Genomic DNA, 25,019 nt, shown 5'->3' on the forward strand with positions numbered 1-25,019 from the left:
TGCATTTATGACATAAGCTGCGGGGCGACAGATTCAGAAAATGTGATCCCTTCCTGATTTATCATTGCAGGCGTCATACGGCAGTGATAAAACCGATAAGCAATTCACAACCGTTCTGGATAAATGTGGTGAGGGAAAATGACGCAGGTTTATAATTTTAGTTCCGGTCCAGCCATGCTGCCGGTTGAAGTGCTCCGTCGTGCAGAACAAGAACTGACAAACTGGCACGGTCTGGGGACCTCCGTTATGGAGATCAGCCATCGCAGTAAAGAGTTTCTCAAGGTAGCAGAAGAGGCCGAGCAGGATTTACGCGATCTTCTCAAAATCCCGTCAAACTACAAAGTTTTATTCTGTCACGGTGGGGCGCGCGCGCAATTTGCTGCGGTGCCGGGCAACCTGCTGGGTGAGTCCACCACAGCGGACTATGTGGATGGCGGCTACTGGGCGCATAGCGCCGTTAAAGAAGCCGAGAAATATTGTACGCCGCGTGTACTGGACGTAAAAACGACCCGCGACGGTAAGCGCGCCATTCTGCCCATGAATCAGTGGCAGTTAAGTGATGACGCAGCCTATGTGCACTACTGCCCGAATGAAACCATTGATGGCATTGCGATTGACGAGCAGCCTGACTTTGGCAACAAAATTGTTGTTGCCGACCTCTCCTCCACCATTTTGTCGCGTCCGCTGGATATCAATCGCTATGGTGTCATTTACGCGGGGGCGCAGAAAAACATCGGCCCGGCCGGTCTGACGATTGTGATTGTGCGTGACGATCTGCTGGGCAAGGCCCGACAGTCTGTGCCTTCTATCCTCGATTATCAGGTGCTGGCAGAGAACGACTCGATGTTCAATACGCCGCCGACTTTTGCCTGGTATCTCTCCGGTCTGGTGTTTAAGTGGCTAAAAGAGAAGGGAGGCGTAGGCGAAATCGACAAGATCAATCAGGCTAAGGCCGACCTGCTTTATGGCGTGATCGATCAAAACGGGTTTTACCGCAACGATGTGGCGGTTGAAAACCGTTCGCGCATGAACGTGCCTTTCCAGCTGGCAGATTCGGCGCTAGATAACCTGTTCCTGGAAGAGTCTTTTAAAGCGGGGCTGCACGCGTTGAAAGGCCATCGTGTAGTAGGCGGCATGCGCGCATCGATCTACAATGCGATGCCGCTGGAAGGCGTTAAAGCGCTGACGGACTTTATGACTGATTTTGCGCGTCGCCACGGCTAAGCGCTGACGGTAAAACAGGCGTTTGAGCTGATTTCAGACCCCACCTTGCGGCGGGGTTTTGTTCTTTTTTGGAGATTTGGTTTCACATGCAGGACTCCCTGACCTTACAACCGATTGCACGCGTTGACGGCACCGTTAATCTGCCGGGTTCAAAAAGCGTCTCTAACCGTGCACTGCTGCTGGCTGCGCTGGCTAAAGGCAAAACACGATTAACGAACCTGCTGGACAGCGACGACGTCAGACATATGCTGAACGCGCTGAAAGCGTTAGGCGTTGAATTTACTCTCTCTGCCGATCGCACCCTGTGCGAAGTCGTCGGCAAGGGGGGGCCGCTGCACGCCTCCCAGCCGCTGGAGCTTTTCCTTGGCAACGCCGGAACGGCTATGCGCCCCCTGGCCGCAGCACTGTGCCTGGGCGAGCAGGACATTATCCTGACTGGCGAGCCGCGTATGAAGGAGCGCCCAATTGGTCATCTGGTGGATGCGCTTCGTCAGGGTGGCGCACAGATTGACTACCTGGAAAACCGCGATTATCCGCCGCTGCGCCTGAAGGGAGGCTTCACGGGAGGGGAAGTTAACGTAGACGGTAGCGTCTCTAGCCAGTTTTTAACGGCGCTGCTGATGACCGCACCGCTGGCGCAATGTGATACGTCCATCACCATCAAGGGTGAGCTGGTATCAAAACCCTATATTGATATCACGCTGCACCTGATGCGCTGTTTTGGCGTTGAGGTCGAGAACCAGCATTACCAGCGTTTTGTTATTAAAGGCCAGCAGCAGTATCAGTCACCGGGCGACTATCTGGTTGAAGGCGATGCGTCCTCGGCTTCTTATTTTCTCGCTGCCGCTGCAATAAAAGGTGGAACCGTGCGCGTCACCGGCATTGGCCGTGATAGCGTGCAGGGCGATATCCGCTTTGCTGACGTGCTGGAAAAAATGGGCGCGCAAGTGGAGTGGGGCAGTGACTACATTGCCTGTACTGCAGGCGAGCTGAACGCCATCGACATGGACATGAACCATATTCCTGATGCGGCCATGACGATTGCTACCACGGCCTTGTTTGCTAACGGCACCACGCTGATGCGTAACATCTACAACTGGCGTGTTAAAGAGACTGACCGTCTGGCCGCGATGGCCACGGAACTTCGCAAAGTAGGCGCTGAAGTTGAGGAAGGACACGACTTTATCCGCATAACCCCGCCGGAAAAACTGGTCCATGCTGACATCGGTACCTATAACGACCACCGTATGGCGATGTGCTTCTCGCTGGTTGCGCTTTCTGACACACCGGTGACTATCCGCGATCCCGGTTGTACAGCGAAAACGTTCCCAGACTATTTTGAACAGCTGGCAAAAATCAGCCAGAGCGCCTGATAACCCTTCCGCCGGAGAGCCAGCTTCTCCGGCATTCTCACTGCTTCTGGTCTTACTGGCGAAGAAATCCTCTGAATCTGCTGCAATTTCTAGCAATGTCTACGCTAAAAGGTAACGCCATTACTTTCGTCAGCGTATAATGCTCCGCATTCCAAACAGCCTGAAGGCTGAATTATGACGCGCAGCAACAGGAGAGAATAATGACGGCAACGGCCCCGGTTATAACTGTCGATGGACCCAGCGGCGCAGGCAAAGGCACGCTGTGTAAAGCAATGGCAGAGGCACTGCAATGGCATCTGCTTGATTCTGGTGCTATTTATCGCGTTCTGGCTCTGGCTGCTCTGCATCACCAAGTAGACATTGAATCTGAAGAGGCGCTGGTACCGCTTGCTGCCCATCTGGACGTGCGCTTCGTCTCACAGGATGGCGAATTGCAGGTTATCCTCGAAGGTGAAGAGGTCACAGGCGAGATCCGTACACAGGAAGTCAGCAACACCGCGTCGCGCGTTGCCGCGTTTCCACGCGTGCGCGAGGCGCTGCTGCGTCGCCAGCGTGCGTTTCGTGATGAGCCGGGACTCATCGCTGATGGCCGCGATATGGGGACGGTCGTTTTCCCTGATGCGCCGGTAAAAATTTTCCTTGATGCCAGCCCGGAAGAGCGCGCTCAGCGCCGTATGCTACAGTTGCAGGAGAGCGGCTTTAGTGTTAACTTTGATCGCCTTTTAGCCGAGATAAAAGAACGCGATGACCGCGATCGTAACCGCGCCATTGCGCCTTTAGTACCAGCTGCCGATGCCCTGATTCTGGATTCTACCCAGCTATCTATCGAGCAAGTTATTGAAAAGGCACTGGAATATGCCCGCAAACAGCTGGGCATTTAATATTTTCGGCATAACGAATTGCAGTAACCCTGTGCCAGGGAAGTGCGCAGGGCATGTGAAACAACCCCATCCGACACTGACGTCAGGTGGACGTTAAATTGAAGAATCCTAAGATTATCAATATGACTGAATCTTTTGCTCAACTCTTTGAAGAGTCCCTGAAAGAAATCGAAACCCGCCCGGGTTCCATCGTTCGTGGCGTTGTTGTCTCTATCGACAAAGACGTCGTTCTGGTTGATGCGGGTCTGAAATCTGAATCTGCCATTCCGGCAGAGCAGTTCAAGAACGCAGCCGGCGAACTGGAAATTCAGGTTGGTGACGAAGTTGACGTTGCCCTGGATGCAGTGGAAGACGGCTTCGGTGAAACCCTGCTGTCACGTGAGAAAGCTAAACGTCACGAAGCCTGGATCACGCTGGAAAAAGCTTACGAAGACGCTGAAACTGTTACCGGTGTTATCAACGGCAAAGTTAAAGGTGGCTTCACAGTTGAGCTGAACGGTATTCGTGCGTTCCTGCCAGGTTCACTGGTTGACGTGCGTCCGGTTCGCGACACCCTGCACCTGGAAGGCAAAGAGCTTGAATTCAAAGTAATCAAGCTTGATCAGAAGCGTAACAACGTCGTGGTTTCACGTCGTGCAGTTATCGAATCTGAGAACAGCGCTGAGCGCGATCAGCTGCTGGAAAACCTGCAGGAAGGCATGGAAGTCAAAGGTATCGTTAAGAACCTCACTGACTACGGTGCATTCGTTGATCTGGGCGGCGTCGATGGCCTGCTGCACATCACCGATATGGCGTGGAAACGCGTTAAGCATCCGAGCGAAATCGTCAACGTGGGCGACGAAATCACTGTTAAAGTGCTGAAGTTCGACCGCGAGCGTACCCGTGTATCTCTGGGCCTGAAACAGCTGGGCGAAGATCCGTGGGTGGCTATTGCTAAGCGCTACCCGGAAGGCACCCGCCTGACCGGTCGTGTGACCAACCTGACTGATTACGGCTGCTTCGTAGAAATCGAAGAAGGCGTTGAAGGTCTGGTACACGTTTCTGAAATGGACTGGACCAACAAAAATATCCACCCGTCTAAAGTTGTTAACGTGGGCGACGTGGTTGAAGTTATGGTTCTGGACATCGACGAAGAGCGTCGTCGTATCTCTCTGGGCCTGAAGCAGTGCAAAGCTAACCCGTGGCAGCAGTTTGCTGAGACCCACAACAAGGGCGATCGCGTTGAAGGTAAAATCAAGTCAATCACTGACTTCGGTATCTTCATCGGCCTGGACGGCGGCATCGACGGTCTGGTTCACCTGTCTGACATCTCCTGGAACGCGACTGGCGAAGAAGCCGTTCGTGAGTACAAAAAAGGCGACGAAATCGCTGCCGTTGTACTGCAGGTTGACGCAGAGCGTGAGCGCATCTCTCTGGGTGTGAAACAGCTGGCGGAAGATCCGTTCAACAACTACATCACCCTGAACAAGAAAGGCGCAATCGTTACTGGTAAAGTAACTGCAGTTGACGCTAAAGGTGCTACAGTTGAACTGGCAGACGGCGTTGAAGGTTACCTGCGCGCTTCTGAAGCTTCACGTGACCGCGTTGAAGACGCAACCCTGGTTCTGAATGTTGGCGACGATGTTGAAGCTAAATTCACCGGTGTTGATCGTAAAAACCGCGTTGTTAGCCTGTCTGTCCGTGCGAAAGACGAAGCTGACGAGAAAGATGCTATCGCGACTGTGAACAACAAGCAGGAAGAAAGCAACTTCTCTAACGCTATGGCTGAAGCGTTCAAAGCAGCTAAAGGCGAGTAATCGACCTGAAGCAATCGGGCAGAGAAATCTGCCCGATTACGGTAGCAAGCTGTCATCCCTTTCCCACAAGGATTAACCGGAGGTTACATGACCAAGTCAGAACTGATTGAAAGACTTGCTGGCCAGCAGACTCATATTCCGGCGAAAGCCGTTGAGGATGCTGTCAAAGAGATGCTGGAGCACATGGCCACTACGCTGGCCCAGGGCGAACGCATTGAAATCCGGGGATTCGGCAGCTTTTCTTTGCACTACCGCGCACCGCGTACGGGACGTAACCCGAAAACGGGCGATAAAGTGGAACTGGAAGGTAAATACGTTCCCCACTTTAAACCAGGCAAAGAGCTGCGAGACCGTGCAAACATTTACGGTTAAGCCGTAACTGAACGCAGAAACGACATCTCAGGATGTCGTTTTTTTTTGCCTGCCGTTAATCTGCGAGCCAGCACGAAGTTGCTCTGAATCCATCTTGTAAACCTTTTCATTCTTTGCGAAGCCGCGCTTAACGCAGGAAAGCCGCATCCTGTTGTCCGGTTGTTTTTCAGCATAATCAGCCTGTTGAACAAGGACAACCTCATGACAGTGACGCTTATTGCCCGAACAGCGATTGTTTCAGCGCTGCCTCTGCTCTTTCTGCATCGGCTTCCTTCCGCCGTCGTTATTGCCGCTCTTGCAGTAATCGGGCTTTTACTCATCTGGACAAAAATCACCTGGATGCCTGTCGCAGGCGTTGCACTGCTTATGCTGGCCTGGATGCTGGGGGCAGCACGGTCAGCTATTACCGAAACAGAAGCGGCGAGTGCAGCGCCCGCCAGCTATAGCGTGCGTATTGAGGAGGTGCGCCCGGAGAAGCAGCAAATCAAAGTGCAGCTTATCAGGCGAGAGGGACGTTTTCTTTTTCCGCCGCGTTTTGCCTGGCTGTCACTCGGCAGTCAGCAGCAGATTTACTGTCCGGGCGAACGGTGGCTCATGCTGCTCTCCCTTCGTCCGGTACATGCAAAACTCAATGAGGGAGAGTTTGACGCACAGCGATTTGCGCTGGCGAATCATATCGCGCTAAGAGGGCGCATTCAGCGACAGCAGCCTGAATCGCTGAGCTGTAGCTGGCGCTGGCAGCGTATCGCACGCGATTTACCGGTTATTACCACGCTGAGCCAGGGACCGATATTGCTGGCACTCGCATTTGGTGAGCGCGCAGAGATGAGCGAGACGCTGCGACAACTGCTGCGGGAAACCGGCACGGCACACCTGATGGCAATCTCAGGCATGCATATTGCGCTTGCCGCCAGCAGCGGCTGGTTAATTGCCCGCGCCGTCCAGCTGGTGCTGCCGGTGCAGTTGACAGGCTATCTGTTTCCGCTGTGGATGAGCTGGCTACTGGCCGCACTCTATACCTGGCTTTCTGGCAGCTACGCACCTGCCCAGCGCGCGCTAATGGCGTTAACCCTGTGGGTGATTTTTCGTATCAGAGGCGTACAGGTCAGCGGCTGGCAGGTCTGGACGTTTTGTGTCGGGGGGCTACTGCTGTTTGACCCGATGAATGTGCTGTCCGAAAGCTTCTGGCTGTCAGCCCTCGCGGTTGCCATCCTGCTGACCTGGTATCACTGGTTCCCTTTGCCACAACGGTATCGCGATGGCTGGCGCTGGATGCCCCTGCAACTGCTTCATCTTCAGCTGGGTGTCATGCTGCTTATGGCTCCGCTTCAGGTCATGCTTTTTGAGGGGATCAGCCTCTCAGCGCTGATTGCCAATATGCTGGCGATACCGGTTATCTCCTTTGTCAGCGTGCCGCTTATTTTACTGGCAATGCTGTTGCCCACAGGCGATCTCTGCACCGCCTTGTGGTGGCTGGCCGATCGTAGCATCGCGTGGTTAATGGCGGTGCTGGACCGCCTGCCTGCGGGATGGTGGCCCCTGTATGACGCCGGGAGTCTGGCTCTCTGCATCTGGGGCGGCCTGATCGTCTGGCGATGCGCGCTGGTCTACGCCGCACCCGTGGGCTGGGCTGCGCTGATTCTGGTACTCATCGCCTGGCGCTGGCCGCGCGAGGATAAAGGGTGGTACATCGATATGCTGGATGTTGGGCAGGGGCTAAGCGTGGTGATCCGCCAGGGAAAAGAGGCGATGCTTTATGACACCGGGCCACGCTGGGAAAAGGGTGACGCTGGCACGCGTCACATCATTCCGTGGCTGTCGCGAAAGCGTCTTCATCTGAAGGGCATCATTCTGAGCCATCGCCATCTTGATCACAGTGGCGGCCTTAGCGCCCTGGTAAACAGGTGGCCTGAGGTACCCGTTCGAAGCGCCACGCTGGATGCCCGACATCAACCCTGTGTACGCGGCACCCACTGGCGCTGGGGGCAGCTTGACATTGACGTCCTGTGGCCGCTCACGCTATCTGATCTCAGCAACAATAATGCCTCCTGCGTGGTGAGCGTCAGTGATGGCGTAACGCGTCTGCTTCTGATGGGGGATACAGAGGCGTCGGCAGAGCGTCAGCTGGTGGCGCTGGAGAAAAACCGCCTGCACGCCACTATTATCCAGGTTCCACATCACGGTAGCCGTACCTCCTCCACGCCGCTGCTGCTGCGTCATGTCGCCGGTAACGTAGCGATGGCGTCGGTGGCACGCTATAACGCCTGGCGAATGCCGGTGAAAAGCGTCGTGGAAAACTATCGTCGCGCAGGTTTTACCTGGTATGACACCGCGCAATCCGGACAGCTCACCATTGCTGTCCGCGATGGAAAATTAAGCGTTTTGTCATTGAGAGAGCAAATTTTTCCCCGCTGGTATCATCAGTGGTTTGGTGTAAAACGGGAATCCAGGTAGAATGAGCGGCTATTTCAAACAGCGTGAATAAATAATGCATCAAGATAAAGATCTCTCAACATGGCAGACGTTTCGTCGGCTCAAGCCGATGATCACGCCGTACAAAACAGGTTTATTTGTGGCTTCTGTGGCCTTAATCCTGAACGCCGCTGGCGACGCGCTTATGCTCTCCCTGTTGAAACCTTTACTGGATGATGGGTTTGGTAAAGCAGATAAATCAGTTTTAGTGTGGATGCCGTTAGCCGTCATTGGTCTGATGCTAATCCGCGGTATCACCAGCTATATATCAAGCTACTGCATCTCATGGGTTTCCGGTAACGTCGTCATGAACATGCGTCGCCGCCTGTTCTCACAAATGATGGGCATGCCGGTTGCGTTTTTTGACCAGCAGTCGACAGGTACGCTGCTGTCACGTATCACTTACGACTCTGAACAGGTCGCCTCTTCATCTTCCGGCGCACTGGTCACCGTGGTGCGCGAAGGCGCATCGATCATTGGCCTGTTTATCATGATGTTTTATTACAGCTGGCAGCTGTCTTTAATCCTGATTGTTCTGGCACCCGTGGTCTCCTTCGCTATTCGCTCTGTATCAAAGCGCTTTCGCAATATCAGCAAATCGATGCAGAACACCATGGGGCAGGTAACGACCAGCGCGGAACAGATGCTTAAGGGACACAAAGAGGTTCTGATATTTGGTGGTCAGGCGGTGGAGACCGAACGCTTTGCCCGCGTCAGCAACCGTATGCGCCAGCAGGGCATGAAGCTGGTATCAGCATCTTCTATCTCCGATCCCATTATTCAGCTGATCGCCTCTCTGGCGCTGGCGTTTGTACTCTATGCCGCCAGCTTCCCAAGCGTTATGGAGACACTGACGGCCGGAACCATCACCGTGGTTTTCTCCTCGATGATCGCCCTGATGCGCCCGCTAAAATCGCTGACCAACGTTAACGCCCAGTTTCAGCGCGGTATGGCGGCGTGTCAGACGCTGTTCGCTATCCTCGACAGCGATCAGGAAACGGACAACGGGACTCGCGAAATCACGCGTGCCAAAGGGAATATCGAGTTCCGTAATGTAACCTTTACCTATCCGGGACGTGATATACCCGCGCTACGCGATATCAATCTGTCGCTGCCGGAAGGCAAAACCGTTGCGCTGGTGGGCCGTTCAGGATCGGGTAAATCGACCATGGCCAGCCTGCTGACGCGTTTCTATGATATTCAGCAGGGCGAAATTCTGCTGGATGGTCATGACCTGCGCGAATATACCCTGCGCTCCCTGCGCAACCAGGTCGCGCTGGTTTCGCAAAACGTCCATCTGTTTAACGATACTATCGCCAACAATATCGCCTACGCGCGTAGCGAGCAGTACAGTCGCGCAGAAATCGAGAAGGCCGCGACCATGGCGCACGCGATGGACTTTATTAACAAGATGGATAACGGGCTGGATACGGTCATCGGTGAAAACGGCGTGCTGCTTTCCGGTGGTCAGCGCCAGCGTATTGCGATCGCTCGCGCTCTGCTGCGTGACTGCCCGATTCTGATCCTCGATGAAGCGACATCTGCGCTGGATACTGAATCTGAGCGTGCAATTCAGTCGGCGCTGGACGAGCTACAGAAAAACCGCACCTCGCTGGTTATCGCTCACCGCCTCTCAACTATCGAAAAAGCCGATGAAATTGTGGTGGTGGAAGATGGCCGCATCGTCGAGCGTGGCACGCATGCCGTGCTGATTGCACAAAAGGGCGCTTATGCCCAGCTGCATAAGATGCAGTTTGGCCAATGATTGATCGCATCTGGAGTGGACGTTCCCCGCTGTGGCTGCTGCTATGGCCGCTAAGCCTGATTTATGGCGTGGTGTCTACTCTCATCCGCATCAGCTACCAGCGCGGCTGGCGTAACAGCTGGCGTGCGCCGGTGCCGGTTGTGGTCATCGGTAATCTGACGGCCGGGGGCAATGGTAAAACGCCCGTTGTTATCTGGCTGGTGCAGCAGTTACAGCGTCGTGGCCTGAAGGTTGGCGTGGTCTCGCGCGGCTATGGCGGTAAAGCGGAGCGCTATCCGCTGCTGGTCACCGCAGAGACGCCAACGGCACAGGCCGGTGACGAACCGGTGCTGATTGCGCAGCGTACCGGTGCGCCGGTGGCTGTCGCACCGAAACGACGTGAGGCTGTGGCAGCCTTACTCGCCCGCGGTGACATTGATCTGGTCGTGACTGACGACGGCCTTCAGCACTATGCACTCCAGCGTGACAGGGAGATCGTTGTCATCGACGGTATGCGCCGTTTCGGCAACGGCTGGTGGCTGCCAGCCGGCCCCATGCGGGAGCGAGCGGCGCGGCTAAACAGCGTTGATGCCGTTATTGTCAATGGCGGCACGACAAAAACGAATGAAATTGCCATGTCGCTGCACGCGGGTGAGGCGGTCAATCTGCTCACGCAGCAGACCCGGGCGCTGTCAGCCCTGCAGCATGTTGTGGCGATGGCAGGAATTGGTCATCCGCCGCGCTTTTTCAATACGCTTAAACAGCACGGCATTATCCCGGAAACAGAGATTGCCTTTGCCGATCATCACGCCTATAGCCGAGAGGAACTGTCGGGTTTACTGGCTAACGGCCAGTGCCTGCTGATGACGGAAAAAGATGCGGTGAAATGTCGTGGTTTTGCACAGCCAGACTGGTGGTATTTGCCGGTTGAGGCGGAGCTGACAGGACGTGCGGTTGCGCCGCTGTTGAGCGATATTGAACAACTGGTTCGCCGGCACGCTACCGAAGCCACCGACTAAATCTATGCCGAACGCAGGAAGGGAATGAACACGACGATTTCGCTTTCGCTTCAACAGGCAAGAAACCTTCATCTGGCTGCGCAGGGTTTACTGCGCACGCCATCAAAGCGTGCACGCTATGGTGATGTGCTTGCCACCGTGCGGCGCATGTCGCTGCTGCAAATTGATACCATTCACGTTGTTGCCCGCAGTCCTTATCTGGTGCTGTTCAGTCGTCTCGGCAGCTATCCGCAGAGCTGGCTGGAACAGGCGCTGGCGCAGGGCGAGCTGTTTGAATACTGGGCGCATGAAGCCTGCTTTATCCCGCGTGAAGATTATGCGCTGCTGCGCCATCGTATGCTGGCACCCGAGCGGCTTGGCTGGAAATACAGCGCCGAATGGATGCGTGAGCACCAGCAGGAAATCGCTGCGCTGTTGCAACATATAGCGGATAACGGGCCGGTGCGCGCCGCCGACTTTGCCAGCGACAGGGGGCAGAAAGCGGGCTGGTGGGCATGGAAGCCACACAAGCGTCATCTGGAGAATTTATTTAGCGCGGGCGAGCTGATGGTCAGTGAACGGCGCAACTTTCAACGGGTGTACGATTTGCGAACGCGCGTCATGCCGGAGTGGCAGGACGCGCTGCATGCGCTTAGCGAGGGCGAAGCGCAGTGGCAGATGTTACGTAACAGTGCGCGCAGCCTGGGTATTTTCCGGGCAGCCTGGCTGCCGGACTATTATCGCCTGAAACGCGTCGCGCTGAAGCCCTTTCTTGAGAATGCGCAGCAGGCGGGCGACATCCTTCCGGTTGAGGTCGCGGGGCTGGGGGAGATGTGGCTGCATCGCGATCTTCTGCCGCTGATCGACACGCCGCTTAACGCTACGCACAGCGCCGTTCTGTCGCCCTTTGATCCGGTTGTCTGGGATCGCCGCCGCGCGCTGGAGCTGTTCAATTTCGATTACCGTATTGAGTGCTATACGCCAGAGGCGAAACGCAAATATGGCTACTTTGTGCTGCCCGTGCTTCATCGCGGTGCGATCAAAGCCAGGCTGGATGCCCGTATGCTACGACAGGCGCAACAGCTGGTGATTAAAAATTTCTGGCTGGAGCCTGACGTACGCGTTACCGCCGCTTTTGTGAAGGATATTCGCCAGGCCATTAGCCACTTTGCCGCCTGGCAGGAGGCAGAAAGCGTCCTGTTTGAGCAAATGCCTGCCGCGCTACAAGCGCACTGGCCCGCAAAATGGATGCTCAATTCCTGAGCTTTGCGGTGTGCGCCTCAGTTTCACAGGCGCTTTCCGCGCACGCTGAGACACTGCGCTATGGTATCCTTAGCGCCTTATGCAATCGGTCCGTGATGGAGGATTTATGGATCACCGTTTACTTGAAATCGTTGCCTGCCCGGTTTGCAACGGCAAGCTCTACTATAACAACGCACAGCAGGAGCTGATCTGTAAACCTGACGCGCTGGCTTTCCCGGTGCGCGACGGTATCCCGGTGCTGCTGGAAAATGAAGCACGCACGCTCTCCGTTGAAGAGATCCACCCATGAGTTTCACGGCGATTATTCCTGCGCGCTACGCTTCTACGCGCTTACCCGGCAAACCGCTGGTTGATATCGCCGGAAAGCCGATGGTGGTTCACGTGATGGATCGCGCCCGCGAATCGGGAGCCAGTCGCGTTATTGTGGCGACAGATCACCCAGACGTAAAAGCGGCGGTTGAAGCTGCCGGTGGCGAAGTCTGTATGACCCGCGCCGATCATCAGTCGGGTACGGAACGTCTGGCAGAGGTGATTGAAACCTGCCAGTTCGCTGACGATGAAATTATCGTAAACGTGCAGGGTGATGAGCCGCTGATCCCGCCAGCTATCGTTCGGCAGGTCGCGGAGAATCTGGCTGGTGCGCAGGCGGGCATGGCGACGCTGGCGGTGCCGATCCAGGATGCTGAAGAGGCATTTAATCCCAATGCGGTGAAGGTGGTCATGGACGCGCAGGGTTACGCGCTCTATTTTTCTCGCGCCACCATTCCCTGGGATCGCGAGCGCTATGCCACCTCCCGCGAGGACATTGGTGACACGCTGCTGCGTCACATCGGTATTTATGCTTATCGCGCGGGGTTCATCCGTCGTTATGTCTCCTGGGCTCCCTGTCCGCTGGAGCGTATCGAACTGCTGGAGCAGCTTCGCGTACTCTGGTATGGCGAAAAAATTCACGTTGCCGTGGCGCAAACCGTGCCGGGCGTGGGCGTAGATACCCCTGACGATCTGGCACGCGTGCGCGCCGCGCTTCAGGGCTAATGACATCGGGGCGCGTCCCCGATGCTTTTTCTTGATCTGCTTCTGTATTTCTGCCCGCTGAGGCCTCCAGGATGGTGTGATATTTTCCTTGAGGAGGATGCATGGAGAATCTCAAATCTGAACTGTCGCTGGTGCTGGGCGAACCTGTCAGCCGCCTGGAAGCCATTAGCGAACAGCCGCCAACGCGTTTGTATGCTCTCTACGATCGCGAAGGCAAACCGATGCCGCTGGTAGCGAAATATTTTCGCTATCAGGGGCGCGCTGCGCTCGAAGCCAAAAAGCTGGCGCTGCTGGGCCATGAAGGGCTTATCGCTGTGCCAGCCGTATATGGTCTGGTGCTCAGCCAGCAGCCGCCGGTGCATGAAATGCTGCTGATGGCTCGTCTTAATGGCGTTTCCGCTGAAGCACCGACGCGCGATGCCGCGCGCTGGCAGCAGCTGTGTGAAGAGGTGGTGGAGGGGCTGCTTGCCTGGCACCGAATTGGCAGCCACGGCCTGGTCGGCACCGTTGACAGCACGCAGCAAAACAGCTGGCCGGCCTGGTTCCATCAGCGTGTCGAGGTGTTGTGGTCGACGCTCAGCTATCTTCAACCGCCATCGTTTACCCTGGCCGATCGGCAGATACTGTTTCGCAGCCGGGAGAAGCTGGGCGATCTCTTTCGTGACTTCGACGATCCCTGCGTCATGCTGCATGGCAATGTGCGGCTGAACAGCATAATTAAAAACGTGCGCAGCGATCAGCTGGTGGCTATGACGCAGCCAGGCACCATTTTATGGGCGCCGCGCGAATATGAGTTGATTCATCTCGGTGACAGTCCGGCAGAGCAGGCACTGCTTGAGCACTATCTGGGCTGCGCGCCCCTCTCCGAAGGGTTTCTCTGGCGACGCTGGCTTTACCAGATCTGGGACTGCATAGAGGGACTCATCCAGAACGGCGAGCTTGACCGTCCGCGCTTCGATCGCGCCAGTGCGCAGCTACTTCCCTGGCTCGGCTGAGGCGGAAAGGCCGCTTTTCAGCCACTGCCACGCCTGGCCCATCACCTCATAGGCAACGCGGTCGCTATGGCTCAACCAAAGCGGTGAAGGAATTGCGCGTTCCCACACGTTCAGCGGTGAGGTTACCGCCAGCTGGTTGGCCGGCGCGGCTATCGGCTTCAGGCCTGCGGCATGAAAGAAGTTAACTGCACGCACCATATGATTAGCGGACGTGACCAGCAGGAAGGGCTGCTGGTTGATAATCTGGCGTACCGCACGCGCTTCCTCTTCTGTATCTCTGGGGCGATCCAGAACCAGAATGTGATCCGAGGGTACACCCAGGCTCATTGCCACCGACGCGGCCACCTGTCCGTTGCTGACGGGATTTTTTCCCGCAGCGGCCCCGGTAAAAATCAGCGTTGCCTGAGGGTGACGCCGCCACTGACGCACACCTTCAGCGACGCGCGGCAGACTATTACCAATCAGGTTCGAGCTCGGTGCCCATGCTGGATTAAAGGTGTAGCCACCGCCCAGCACAACGATGAAGTCAACTTGCTGCTCACCGTTCCAGGTGGGGTAGTGCGATTCCAGCGGCAGCAGCAGGCGATCGGCAACGGGTTGCAGGCTTAGCAGCAGAAGCAGCATCCAGCTCAGCGAGACTAAAATTTTGCCGCTTTTTTGCCAGCGGCTAAACCAAAGCAGCAAAATGCCTGCTGCCATCACCAGCAACAGCAGTGGCAAAGGCATCAACAGGCCGCCCAACAGTTTTTTCAGGTCGAAAAACATCAAAAAAACTCCTTGTTGTCCGAAAAAACAGCAGCCGGAAAGGAAGATGGGGATGAAAGGTTCATTCTTCTTAAGGCTGTGACAAAATAGCACAAGTCTGAGCGCAGCATACCGGAGCCCACGCCATGCAGGATCGTAACTTTGACGATCTCGCGGAAAAATTTTCGCAAAACATTTACGGCACCACCAAAGGGATCGTGCGTCAGGCGATCCTCTGGGATGAGCTGGAGACCATTTTGCCTACGCTTGGCTCAGCTCCCCTGAGCGTGCTGGACGCGGGCGGTGGCCTGGGACAAATCTCCTGCGGGCTGGCGCAGCGGGGGCATCAAATCCTGTTATGCGATCTGTCGGCAGAGATGCTGCGCCGTGCGCAGCAGCATGCTGACGCCCAGGATGTGAGCCATAACATGCAATTCAGACAATTCGCAGTCCAGCAGGTGGCTGAACATTTGGATACGCCTGTGGATCTGGTATTGTTTCACGCTGTGCTTGAGTGGGTCGCCGAGCCGGAAAAAGCGCTGCAGGCGCTCTATGACGCGCTGCGACCAGGTGGCGTCATGTCGCTGATGTTTTTTAACCGCCACAGCCTGGTATTTCGCAACCTGACGCTGGGTAACTTCGGTTATCTGCGGGTCAATATGGCCAAACAGAAAAAGCGCTCACTGTCGCCGGACTACCCACGCGATCCTGAAGATGTCTACCGCTGGCTTACCGCATGTGGGTTCGACATTGAGCAGCGTACCGGTGTGCGCGTCTTTAGCGATTACATGAAAGCGCCACCGGCAGACGGCGGCGGCGACGTAAGTATTCTTGAGATGGAGCGACGCTATTGTCGCCAGGAACCCTTTTTAAGCCTGGGACGTTACATTCACGTAACCGCGCGTAAACCAGGGCAGAAGGACGAACTATGAGTGAATTTTCCCAGACGGTACCCGAGCTGGTCAGCTGGGCGCGCAAGAACGATTTTTCGCTTGCGCTGCCGGTCGATCGTCTGGCCTTTCTGCTGGCCATTGCGACCCTTAATGGCGAGCGCATGGATGGCGAAATGAGCGAAGGCGAGCTTATTGATGCCTTTCATCACGTCAGTAAAGCCTTTGAGCAAACCCATGAAACCGTGGTGGTGCGCGCTAACAATGCCATTAACGATATGGTGCGCCAGCGCCTTATCAATCGTTTTACCAGCGAGATGACAGAAGGGCACGCCATCTACCGCCTTACGCCGCTGGCGATTGGCATCACGGACTATTACATTCGTCAGCGCGAATTTTCCACGCTGCGCCTCTCGATGCAGCTGTCGATTGTGGCAGGCGAGCTTAAGCGTGCTGCCGATGCAGCGGACGAGGATGGCGACGAGTTTCACTGGCACCGCAACGTCTTCGCTCCGCTGAAATACTCCGTGGCGGAGATTTTTGACAGCATCGATATGACACAGCGTCTGATGGATGAACAGCAGCAGGCGGTGAAAAATGACATCGCTGAGCTGCTGAACAAAGACTGGCGCGCGGCTATTTCAAGCTGTGAAATGCTGCTGTCGGAAACCTCCGGCACGCTGCGTGAACTCCAGGATACGCTGGAGGCCGCGGGCGACAAGCTCCAGGCTAATCTGCTGCGCATTCAGGATGCCACCCTCAACAGTCCCGATCTCGGCTTTGTCGACAAGCTGGTATTCGATCTGCAAAGCAAGCTGGACCGCATTATCAGCTGGGGCCAGCAGGCGATTGACCTGTGGATTGGCTATGACCGCCACGTCCATAAATTTATTCGAACGGCCATTGATATGGACAAGAACCGCGTTTTTGCGCAGCGCTTGCGTCAGTCGGTGCAGAACTACTTTGACCAGCCCTGGGCGCTGACCTACGCCAACGCCGATCGTCTGTTTGACATGCGCGATGAAGATCTCACGCTGCGCAATGACGAAGTGATGGGCGAACTTCCCGCCGAGCTGGAGTATGAGGAGTTCAACGAGATCCGTGAACAGCTGGCGGCGATGATTGAAGAGGCGTTGCTCAGCTACAAACTCGAGCAGAAACCGCTCAACCTCGCCACGGTGATGCGCGATTATCTCGCCCAGTATCCGCGCGCGCGCCATTTTGATCTGGCGCGTATCGTCGTCGATCAGGCGGTACGCCTTGGCGTGGCCGAAGCCGATTTAGCCGGTCTGCCCGCCCAGTGGCAGGCCATCAATGATTACGGAGCCAAGGTGCAGGCACATGTCATCGACAAATATTGAACAAGTGATGCCGCTTAAGCTGGCACAGGCACTGGCGAATCCAGTTTTTCCCGCGCTCGACAGTCAGTTACGTGCCGGCCGCCATATCGGCATTGAAGAGCTGGATCAGCACGCTTTTCTGATGGATTACCAGACCTTTCTGGAAGAGTTTTACGCCCGCTACCATGTGGAGCTGATCCGCGCGCCGGAAGGCTTTTTCTACCTGCGTCCACGCTCAACAACGCTGATCCCACGTTCGGTGCTCTCCGAGCTGGATATGATGGTAGGTAAACTACTTTGTTATCTCTACCTCAGCCCGGAACGCCTGGCGAACGAAGGCATTTTTACCCAGCAAGAGCTCTATGACGAACTGCTGACGCTGGCCGATGAGAGCAAACTGCTCAGGCTGGTGAATCAGCGTTCAACCGGTTCCGATCTCGACCGCGCCAGGCTGCAGGAAAAAATGCGTGCGTCGCTGAGCCGACTGCGTCGCCTGGGCATGGTGTGGTTTATGGGTAACGACAGCAGTAAATTCCGCATTACCGAGTCGGTGTTCCGCTTTGGTGCTGACGTGCGCAGCGGTGACGATCCGCGTGAGGCGCAGCTGCGCCTGATCCGCGACGGCGAAGCCATGACGCTCGACAGCGTCAGCGCTACCAAAGAGCAGGATGATATTGACAGCGACGCGAGTGAGCGCGCGGAGGAAGAACAGGCATGATTGAACGCGGAAAATTTCGTTCGCTTACTCTGATCAACTGGAACGGCTTTTTTGCCCGCACCTTTGATCTCGACGAACTGGTAACCACCCTGTCGGGCGGCAACGGCGCGGGTAAATCCACCACCATGGCCGCGTTTGTCACGGCGCTGATCCCCGATCTGACGCTGCTGCACTTTCGCAACACGACCGAAGCGGGTGCGACCAGCGGCTCACGCGATAAGGGGCTGCACGGCAAACTGCGGGCGGGTGTCTGCTATGCGGTGCTGGACGTCATTAACTCCCGCCATCAGCGCGTGGTTGCCGGTGTGCGCCTGCAGCAGGTCGCAGGCCGCGACAAAAAGGTCGATATCAAACCGTTCAGCATTCACGGACTGCCGATGGACAGCCAGCCCACCGACATGCTGACCGAGATCATGAACAGCCGGCAGGCACGCGTGCTGCCGCTGAGTGAAGTCAAAGAGCGCGTTGAAGCACAGGAAGGCGTGCAGTTCCGCCAGTTCAACTCGGTCACCGACTATCACGCGATGATGTTCGAGCACGGTATCGTGCCGCGTCGCCTGCGCTCTGCGGGCGACCGCAGCAAATTCTATCGTCTGATTGAAGCGTCGCTCTATGGCGGGATCTCCAGTGCCATTACCCGCTCGCTGCGCGACTATTTGCTGCCGGAAAACAGCGGCGTGCGCAAAGCGTTCCAGGATATGGAAGCGGCGCTGCGCGAAAACCGCATGACGCTGGAAGCGATCCGCGTGACGCAGTCCGATCGCGATCTGTTTAAGCATCTGATCTCGGAAGCCACCAGCTATGTGTCGGCGGACTATATGCGTCATGCTAACGAGCGTCGCATTCACCTCGACAGTGCCTTGCAGCTGCGCAGCGAACTTTTTACCAGCCGCAAGCAGCTGGCCTCAGAGCAGTATCGCCACATTGAGATGGCGCGCGAACTGGCCGAACACGGCGGCGCAGAGAGTGACCTTGAGGCTGATTATCAGGCTGCCAGCGATCACCTTAACCTGGTGCAGACCGCCATGCGCCAGCAGGAAAAAATCGAGCGTTACGACGCCGATCTGGAAGAGCTGACGATTCGTCTGGAAGAGCAGAACGAAGTGGTGGCCGAGGCGCGTGAAGCCCAGGAAGAGATTGAAGCGCGCGCCGAAGCGGCGGAGCTGGAGGTGGACGAGCTGAAAAATCAGCTGGCTGATTTTCAGCAGGCGCTCGATGTTCAGCAGACGCGCGCGATCCAGTATCAGCAGGCACTGCAGGCGCTTGAGCGCGCCCGTACGCTCTGCCAGCTGCCGGATCTGACTATTGATAATGCCGACGAATGGCAGGCGCGTTTCCAGGCGACCGAAGAGGAAGCGACAGCAACGCTGCTGCATCTGGAACAGAAGCTGAGCGTTGCGGAAGCAGCACACAGTCAGTTTGAGCAGGCGCTGGCGCTGGTCACCAGTATTGCAGGCAGCGTACCGCGCCAGGACGCCTGGCAAACCGGCCGCGAGCTGCTGCGTGACGCCGCTAATCAGCGTCACTACAGTGATCAGCTATCGTCGCTGCGCCTGCGCCTGAACGAGCTGGAACAGCGCCTGCGCGAACAGCACGATGCTGAACGCCTGCTGGCAGAGTTCTGCAAGCGCCAGGGTACGCATTATGATGCCGACGCGCTGGAAGGGCTGCACAGTGAGCTGGAAGCGCAAATTGAACAGCTTAACGCCAGCGTGGCTGACGCGGGTGAGCGCCGCATGACGATGCGTCAGGAGCTGGAAACGCTGCGCGAGCGTATTGCTACTCTGACGGCGCGCGCGCCACACTGGCTGGCGGCGCAGGAGATCCTGACGCAGCTGAGCGAGCAGACCGGTGAGGCGCTGGAAAGCAGCCAGCAGGTCACAGAATTTATGCAGCAACTGCTGGAGCGCGAGCGTGAAACCACGGTTGAGCGTGACGATGTTGCGGCACGCAAACGCGCCGTGGAACGCAAAATTGAGCGTCTCAGCCAGCCCGGCGGCGCAGAAGATGCGCGCCTGACACAGCTGGCAGAACGCTTTGGCGGTGTGCTGCTGTCTGAAATTTATGATGACGTGACGCTGGATGATGCGCCTTATTTCTCCGCGCTTTATGGCCCGTCGCGCCATGCCATCGTGGTGCCGGATCTGTCGCTGATCCGTGAGCAGCTCGACGGTCTGGAGGATTGCCCGGAAGATCTCTATCTGATCGAGGGTGATCCGCAGTCATTCGACGACAGCGTGTTCGCGGTGGAAGAGCTGCAAAACGCGGTGGTGGTGAAGGTTGCAGAGCGTCAGTGGCGCTATTCGCGCTTTCCAAAAGTGCCGCTGTTTGGCCGTGCGGCGCGTGAGAGCCAGCTTGAGCAACTGCACGCTGAACGCGATCGTCTGGCAGAACGCTACGCCACGCTGTCGTTCGACGTGCAAAAAACGCAGCGTCTGCACCAGTCCTTCAGCCGTTTTATCGGCAGCCATCTGGCGGTCGCTTTCGAGGACGATCCCGAAGCGCACATTCGCCAGTTAACCAGCCGTCGTACCGAGCTTGAGCGGGCACTGAACCAGCATGAAAGTGACAACCAGCAGCAGCGCCAGCAGTACGAACTGGCCAAAGAGGGCGTGGCGCAGCTTAACCGCCTGCTGCCGCGCGTCAGCCTGCTGCTGGACGATACGCTGGCCGACCGCTGTGAAGAGATCCGTGAACAGGTCGAGGTCGCCCAGGAAGCCTCACGGTTCCTGCATCAGCACGGCGCAAAACTTACGAAACTTGAATCGCTGATTGGGGTATTGCAGAGCGATCCTGAACAGCATGAACAGTTGCAGGCTGACTACCAGCAGGCGCAGCAGCAGCAGCGCATCGCGCGCCAGCAGGCATTTGCCCTGACAGAAGTGGTGCAGCGTCGCGCCCACTTCAGCTACAGCGACTCGGCGAGCATGCTCAACGGCAATAACGATCTCAGCGACAAGCTGCGTCGCCAGCTGGAGCAGGCGGAAGCTGAGCGCAGCCGCGCGCGCGACCGTCTGCGCGAACAGCGGGCACAGCTGACGCAGTATAGCCAGGTGCTGGCCTCGCTGAAGAGTTCGCACGATACCAAACGCGACATGCTGAAAGAGCTTCAGCAGGAGATGCAGGATATTGGCGTGCACGCCGATGCCAGCGCGGAAGAGCGCGCACGTATTCGCCGCGATGAACTCTACACCGCCCTGAGCCACAACCGCGCGCGCCGCAACCAGCTGGAAAAGCAGCTGACCTTCTGCGAAGCGGAGATGGAGAACCTGCAAAAACGGCTGCGCGTGCTGGAGCGTGACTACCACCGCATTCGCGAACAGGTCGTCAGCGCCAAAGCGGGCTGGTGTACGGTACTGCGTCTGGTGAAAGAGAACGGCGTTGAGCGACGGCTGCACCGTCGCGAGCTGGCCTATCTGAGCGGCGACGATCTGCGCTCGATGTCGGATAAGGCGCTGGGCGCGCTGCGTCTGGCGGTGGCAGATAACGAACACCTGCGTGACGTGCTGCGCCTGTCAGAAGATCCCAGACGGCCAGAGCGCAAAATTCGGTTCTTTATCGCCGTCTATCAACATCTGCGCGAGCGTATCCGTCAGGATATTATTCGCACCGACGATCCGGTTGAGGCGATCGAGCAGATGGAGATTGAGCTGAACCGCCTGACCGAAGAGCTGACCGCACGCGAGCAGACGCTGGCGATCAGCTCACGCAGTGTTGCAAACATCATTCGCAAAACCATTCAGCGCGAGCAGACCCGTATCCGCCAGCTTAATCAGGGACTGCAGATGGTAAGCTTCGGCCAGGTGCGCAGCGTGCGTCTTAACGTGAACGTGCGTGAGGCCCACGCCACGCTGCTGGATACGCTGTCGGAAGAGCATGAGCAGCATCAGGATCTGTTTAACAGTAACCGTCTGACCTTCTCAGAGGCGCTGGCGAAACTCTATCAGCGTCTGAACCCGCAGATTGATATGGGGCAGCGCACGCCGCAAACCATTGGCGAAGAGCTGCTGGACTACCGTAACTATCTCGAGATGGAAGTTGAGGTTAACCGTGGCTCCGACGGCTGGCTGCGCGCCGAGAGTGGGGCGCTGTCAACCGGTGAAGCGATCGGTACCGGGATGTCTATTCTGGTGATGGTGGTGCAGAGCTGGGAAGAGGAGGCGCGCCGTCTGCGCGGCAAAGATATTTCGCCTTGCCGCCTGCTGTTCCTTGATGAAGCCGCCCGACTGGATGCCCGTTCTATCGCCACGCTGTTTGAACTCTGCGAACGTCTTGAGATGCAGCTGGTCATTGCCGCGCCGGAAAATATCAGTCCGGAAAAAGGCACCACTTATAAACTGGTCCGTAAAGTGTTCAACAACACTGAACACGTTCACGTTGTCGGCCTGCGGGGGTTCTCTGCCGATCCGGCACCTGCCCGCCGCGACAGCGAAGAGGAAACCCGTCTGGAGGCGGAAAACTCAGCAGGGTAAATCTGGTCAACTTTTACCGCTTTGAGTAATCTGTAAACGGCATTTGCCCTGTGAGGCAAATGCCGTTTTTTATTTGTATACTCAGGATACGAGTAACAGCCCAGTTGCAGCGAATACAGGAAACGCTGCGTGGTAAACAGATGAGGGGGCAGGGATGTTGCTGACCAGTAAAACACAAAAATACGCTCTTTCGATGCTGGCGCTGGCGCTGGCTTTTTCACCTTTGCAGTTCACTCAGGCAGCGGTTATTGCTGCGTTACCCGGCACGTCGCACGGCACCCTGTCCGTCGGTGAAAGCCAGCGGCGCATCGTGCAGGCGATGGCGGGTAAAGAACCGCCGTTCTATCTGGCGTCGCTGGCATCGCTCTATGCGGCGCATAATATGCAGCCTGTGTGGCAGGATCGCACAGCTGTCCAGCAGTTCCAGCAGCAGCTGGCGGAAGTCGCTATGTCTGGCGTTCAGCCGCAGTTTACCCGCTGGGTCAACCGTCTGACCGACCCGGCTATCAGCGGTTTTGCGCGTGATATTGTGCTCAGCGACGCGATGTTAGGGTATCTTCAGTTTGTTTCCAGCGTTCCCACTCAGGGTGAAAGCTGGCTCTACAGCAATGTTCCCTACAAACTCACGCTGCCGTCGGTGTCGGTGATTAACCAGTGGCAAAATGCCGTGCAGTCAGGTGCATCAGCGACCTTTATCGCTTCGCTGGTGCCACAGCATCCACAATATGCACCGATGCATGCCGCGCTGAAGCAGCTGCTGACCGACTCACGTCCCTGGCCACAGTTGAAAAACCGGGAAACCTTGCGTCCCGGCCAGGTCAGTGACGACGTCCCCGCACTGCGCGAGATTTTACAGCGTACCGGTATGCTTGCTGCCCGGACCACTCCGCCTACGCCTGCTGATGATGCGGTACCCACGGCGCGGGTGCCGGTGAGTCAGAGCGGTCAGCCTGCGGTGGTGAGCCCCTCTGCGACCAGTACAGGGGATCTTGCTGCGCAGACGCCAGAAGTAGCAGGTAACGTACAGAGCAGCCTCACAGAGGCAGGCAGCGATAATATCTATGATGCGACGCTGGTGGATGCGGTGAAACGCTTCCAGCAGTGGCAGGGGCTAGGCAGCGACGGGGCTATTGGCCCACGCACGCGCGAGTGGCTCAACGTGACGCCGCAGCTGCGTGCCTCGCTGCTGGCGCTCAATATTCAGCGTCTGCGCCTGCTGCCGGATGATATGCATAACGGCATTATGGTCAACATTCCTAATTTTTCGCTGACCTACTACAACAACGGCAACAAGATCCTCTCTTCACGCGTGATTGTCGGACGTCCCGACCGTAAAACGCCGCTGATGCGTAGCGCGCTGAATAACGTCGTGCTCAACCCGCCGTGGAACGTGCCGACGACCCTGGTGCGTCAGGATATCATTCCTAAAGTGAAGCAGGATCCGGGCTATCTCTACCGGCATGGCTATACGCTGCTTTCCGGCTGGAGCGCCGATGCAGAGGTGATTGATCCCAGCATGATTGACTGGAGTATGGTATCGGCGTCATCCTTCCCGTATCGCCTGCGTCAGGCTCCGGGGAGTACAAACTCGCTGGGCCGCTATAAATTCAACATGCCGAGTTCCGATGCAATTTATCTGCATGACACGCCTAATCATGGGCTGTTTCAGCGTGATATCCGTGCGCTGAGCTCTGGCTGCGTACGCGTCAATAAAGCCTCAGAGCTGGCGGGCTTATTGTTGCAGGATGCAGGATGGAACGATTCGCGTATTTCCGATCAGCTAAAACAGGGAGATACGCGCTATGTGCCGATCCGCCATCGTATTCCGGTGAATCTCTACTATCTGACTGCCTGGGTCGCTGATGATGGCAAGCCGCAGTTTCGAACAGATATTTACAATTATGATAATCCGGCTCGATCAGGCAGTCAGACTCTGGCGCGTGCAGGTCAGCTACTACTCTAATCATTGATTTCAAACCCTCGTTCTACTTCCTTTTATCTGCGAAACATGTTCCAGAACGGCGATCCCAGCGTGGATCGCCGCACAAACCTGTGTAAGCCCGGTTGACGTCACCCTGACTGGCAGTTAAGGTTCGGCCTTGTGCGGTTTTTGCACATTTCGTTGGCTTCAACCTCAGGTAACCGATTTTCATGTCCAGTTTTAATCTTACACGTCGCAAATTGCTTATTGGCGGAACGGCTGCGGCCGGGATGGCGCTGCTGCCCAATGCAGCTATGGCTTCGCTTTCCACCTCCCGTCCACGCGTACTGACGCTGAGCAATCTTCACACCGGTGAAACCCTTAAAACTGAGTTTTTTAATGGGAAAAGTTACGATAAAAGCGAACTTGCGCGCCTGAACCACTTTTTTCGCGATTATCGTGCCAATCTGACGAAAAGCATCGACCCGCATCTGTTTGACCAAATCTATCGGCTTCAGGCGCTGCTGGAGACCCGCAAGCCCATTCAGCTGATTTCTGGCTATCGTTCACTCGCCACTAACAACATGCTGCGTGAAAGCGGTCCTGGCGTAGCGAAGCATAGCTACCATACCAAAGGGCAGGCGATGGATTTTCATATTGAAGGTATCGCGCTAAATAACATCCGCAAAGCTGCCTTAACAATGCGCGCGGGTGGTGTAGGATATTACCCTCGCAGCAACTTCGTTCATATTGATACCGGGCCAGTACGGCACTGGTAACG

The 25,019-nt window shown here is 56.5% G+C and carries 19 protein-coding genes; 18 read left to right on the top strand and 1 reads right to left on the bottom strand.

Annotated features, from left to right (window positions below):
- The first annotated feature begins 138 nt into the window (after positions 1 to 138).
- The 12 genes from serC to HP564_RS00855 all read left to right on the top strand — a co-directional run bounded on the left by serC (position 139) and on the right by HP564_RS00855 (position 14,153).
- Positions 139 to 1,224 carry a 3-phosphoserine/phosphohydroxythreonine transaminase gene (serC, locus tag HP564_RS00800; protein ID WP_371239272.1) on the top strand — a complete coding sequence of 362 codons (1,086 nt, stop codon included), beginning with the start codon at positions 139 to 141 and terminating at the stop codon, positions 1,222 to 1,224.
- Positions 1,225 to 1,310: 86 nt separating this feature from the next.
- Positions 1,311 to 2,597, top strand: coding sequence for a 3-phosphoshikimate 1-carboxyvinyltransferase (gene aroA / locus HP564_RS00805; RefSeq protein WP_371239274.1), 1,287 nt, complete (start codon positions 1,311 to 1,313; stop codon positions 2,595 to 2,597).
- 200 nt (positions 2,598 to 2,797) lie between these two features.
- Positions 2,798 to 3,478, top strand: coding sequence for a (d)CMP kinase (cmk, locus tag HP564_RS00810; RefSeq protein WP_371239276.1), 681 nt, complete (start codon positions 2,798 to 2,800; stop codon positions 3,476 to 3,478).
- A 122-nt stretch (positions 3,479 to 3,600) separates the two neighbouring features.
- The gene (gene rpsA / locus HP564_RS00815; RefSeq protein ID WP_048784670.1) at positions 3,601 to 5,274 is read left to right on the top strand and encodes a 30S ribosomal protein S1; all 1,674 of its coding nucleotides are present in this window, start codon (positions 3,601 to 3,603) and stop codon (positions 5,272 to 5,274) included.
- Positions 5,275 to 5,361: 87 nt separating this feature from the next.
- Positions 5,362 to 5,646: an integration host factor subunit beta gene (gene ihfB, locus HP564_RS00820; protein ID WP_371239278.1), complete on the top strand. Its 285-nt coding sequence runs from the start codon at positions 5,362 to 5,364 to the stop codon at positions 5,644 to 5,646.
- A 201-nt stretch (positions 5,647 to 5,847) separates the two neighbouring features.
- Positions 5,848 to 8,100: a DNA internalization-related competence protein ComEC/Rec2 gene (locus HP564_RS00825; protein WP_371239280.1), complete on the top strand. Its 2,253-nt coding sequence runs from the start codon at positions 5,848 to 5,850 to the stop codon at positions 8,098 to 8,100.
- A 34-nt stretch (positions 8,101 to 8,134) separates the two neighbouring features.
- Positions 8,135 to 9,883 (top strand): lipid A ABC transporter ATP-binding protein/permease MsbA, encoded by a 1,749-nt coding sequence (gene msbA / locus HP564_RS00830; protein ID WP_371239282.1) that lies wholly within the window; start codon positions 8,135 to 8,137, stop codon positions 9,881 to 9,883.
- The gene (gene lpxK / locus HP564_RS00835) at positions 9,880 to 10,881 is read left to right on the top strand and encodes a tetraacyldisaccharide 4'-kinase (RefSeq protein ID WP_371239284.1); all 1,002 of its coding nucleotides are present in this window, start codon (positions 9,880 to 9,882) and stop codon (positions 10,879 to 10,881) included. Before msbA ends, lpxK begins: the two co-directional genes overlap by 4 nt.
- A gap of 24 nt (positions 10,882 to 10,905) precedes the next feature.
- Complete coding sequence (locus HP564_RS00840; protein WP_371239286.1) at positions 10,906 to 12,123, top strand: winged helix-turn-helix domain-containing protein; 1,218 nt, start codon at positions 10,906 to 10,908, stop codon at positions 12,121 to 12,123.
- 106 nt (positions 12,124 to 12,229) lie between these two features.
- On the top strand, positions 12,230 to 12,412 hold the full coding sequence (locus HP564_RS00845; RefSeq protein WP_081135850.1) for a Trm112 family protein: 183 nt from the start codon (positions 12,230 to 12,232) through the stop codon (positions 12,410 to 12,412).
- Positions 12,409 to 13,158 (top strand): 3-deoxy-manno-octulosonate cytidylyltransferase, encoded by a 750-nt coding sequence (gene kdsB / locus HP564_RS00850; RefSeq protein WP_371239288.1) that lies wholly within the window; start codon positions 12,409 to 12,411, stop codon positions 13,156 to 13,158. The genes HP564_RS00845 and kdsB overlap by 4 nt, the downstream gene beginning before the upstream one ends.
- A gap of 101 nt (positions 13,159 to 13,259) precedes the next feature.
- Positions 13,260 to 14,153, top strand: coding sequence for a hypothetical protein (locus HP564_RS00855; protein ID WP_371239290.1), 894 nt, complete (start codon positions 13,260 to 13,262; stop codon positions 14,151 to 14,153).
- On the opposite strand, the gene elyC is transcribed toward HP564_RS00855, so the two are convergent.
- Positions 14,133 to 14,918 carry an envelope biogenesis factor ElyC gene (gene elyC, locus HP564_RS00860; RefSeq protein ID WP_371240610.1) on the bottom strand — a complete coding sequence of 262 codons (786 nt, stop codon included), beginning with the start codon at positions 14,916 to 14,918 and terminating at the stop codon, positions 14,133 to 14,135. The two genes, HP564_RS00855 and elyC, sit on opposite strands and share 21 nt — an antisense overlap.
- A 125-nt stretch (positions 14,919 to 15,043) precedes the next feature.
- Between elyC and cmoM the strand changes: the two genes are divergently transcribed.
- The 6 genes from cmoM (at position 15,044) to HP564_RS00890 (ending at position 25,017) form a co-directional block, all read left to right on the top strand.
- On the top strand, positions 15,044 to 15,829 hold the full coding sequence (gene cmoM, locus HP564_RS00865; RefSeq protein ID WP_371239292.1) for a tRNA uridine 5-oxyacetic acid(34) methyltransferase CmoM: 786 nt from the start codon (positions 15,044 to 15,046) through the stop codon (positions 15,827 to 15,829).
- The gene (gene mukF, locus HP564_RS00870; protein WP_371239294.1) at positions 15,826 to 17,148 is read left to right on the top strand and encodes a chromosome partition protein MukF; all 1,323 of its coding nucleotides are present in this window, start codon (positions 15,826 to 15,828) and stop codon (positions 17,146 to 17,148) included. The genes cmoM and mukF overlap by 4 nt, the downstream gene beginning before the upstream one ends.
- Positions 17,129 to 17,845: a chromosome partition protein MukE gene (gene mukE, locus HP564_RS00875; protein WP_371239295.1), complete on the top strand. Its 717-nt coding sequence runs from the start codon at positions 17,129 to 17,131 to the stop codon at positions 17,843 to 17,845. Before mukF ends, mukE begins: the two co-directional genes overlap by 20 nt.
- Complete coding sequence (gene mukB, locus HP564_RS00880; protein ID WP_371239297.1) at positions 17,842 to 22,317, top strand: chromosome partition protein MukB; 4,476 nt, start codon at positions 17,842 to 17,844, stop codon at positions 22,315 to 22,317. The genes mukE and mukB overlap by 4 nt, the downstream gene beginning before the upstream one ends.
- A gap of 154 nt (positions 22,318 to 22,471) precedes the next feature.
- Positions 22,472 to 24,280, top strand: coding sequence for a L,D-transpeptidase (gene ldtD, locus HP564_RS00885; protein ID WP_371239299.1), 1,809 nt, complete (start codon positions 22,472 to 22,474; stop codon positions 24,278 to 24,280).
- A gap of 188 nt (positions 24,281 to 24,468) precedes the next feature.
- The gene (locus tag HP564_RS00890; RefSeq protein ID WP_371239301.1) at positions 24,469 to 25,017 is read left to right on the top strand and encodes a DUF882 domain-containing protein; all 549 of its coding nucleotides are present in this window, start codon (positions 24,469 to 24,471) and stop codon (positions 25,015 to 25,017) included.
- Positions 25,018 to 25,019 lie beyond the last annotated feature (2 nt).

It is taken from the genome of Pantoea sp. KPR_PJ (genome assembly GCF_041386365.1).
Taxonomy (GTDB): Bacteria; Pseudomonadota; Gammaproteobacteria; order Enterobacterales; family Enterobacteriaceae; genus Pantoea.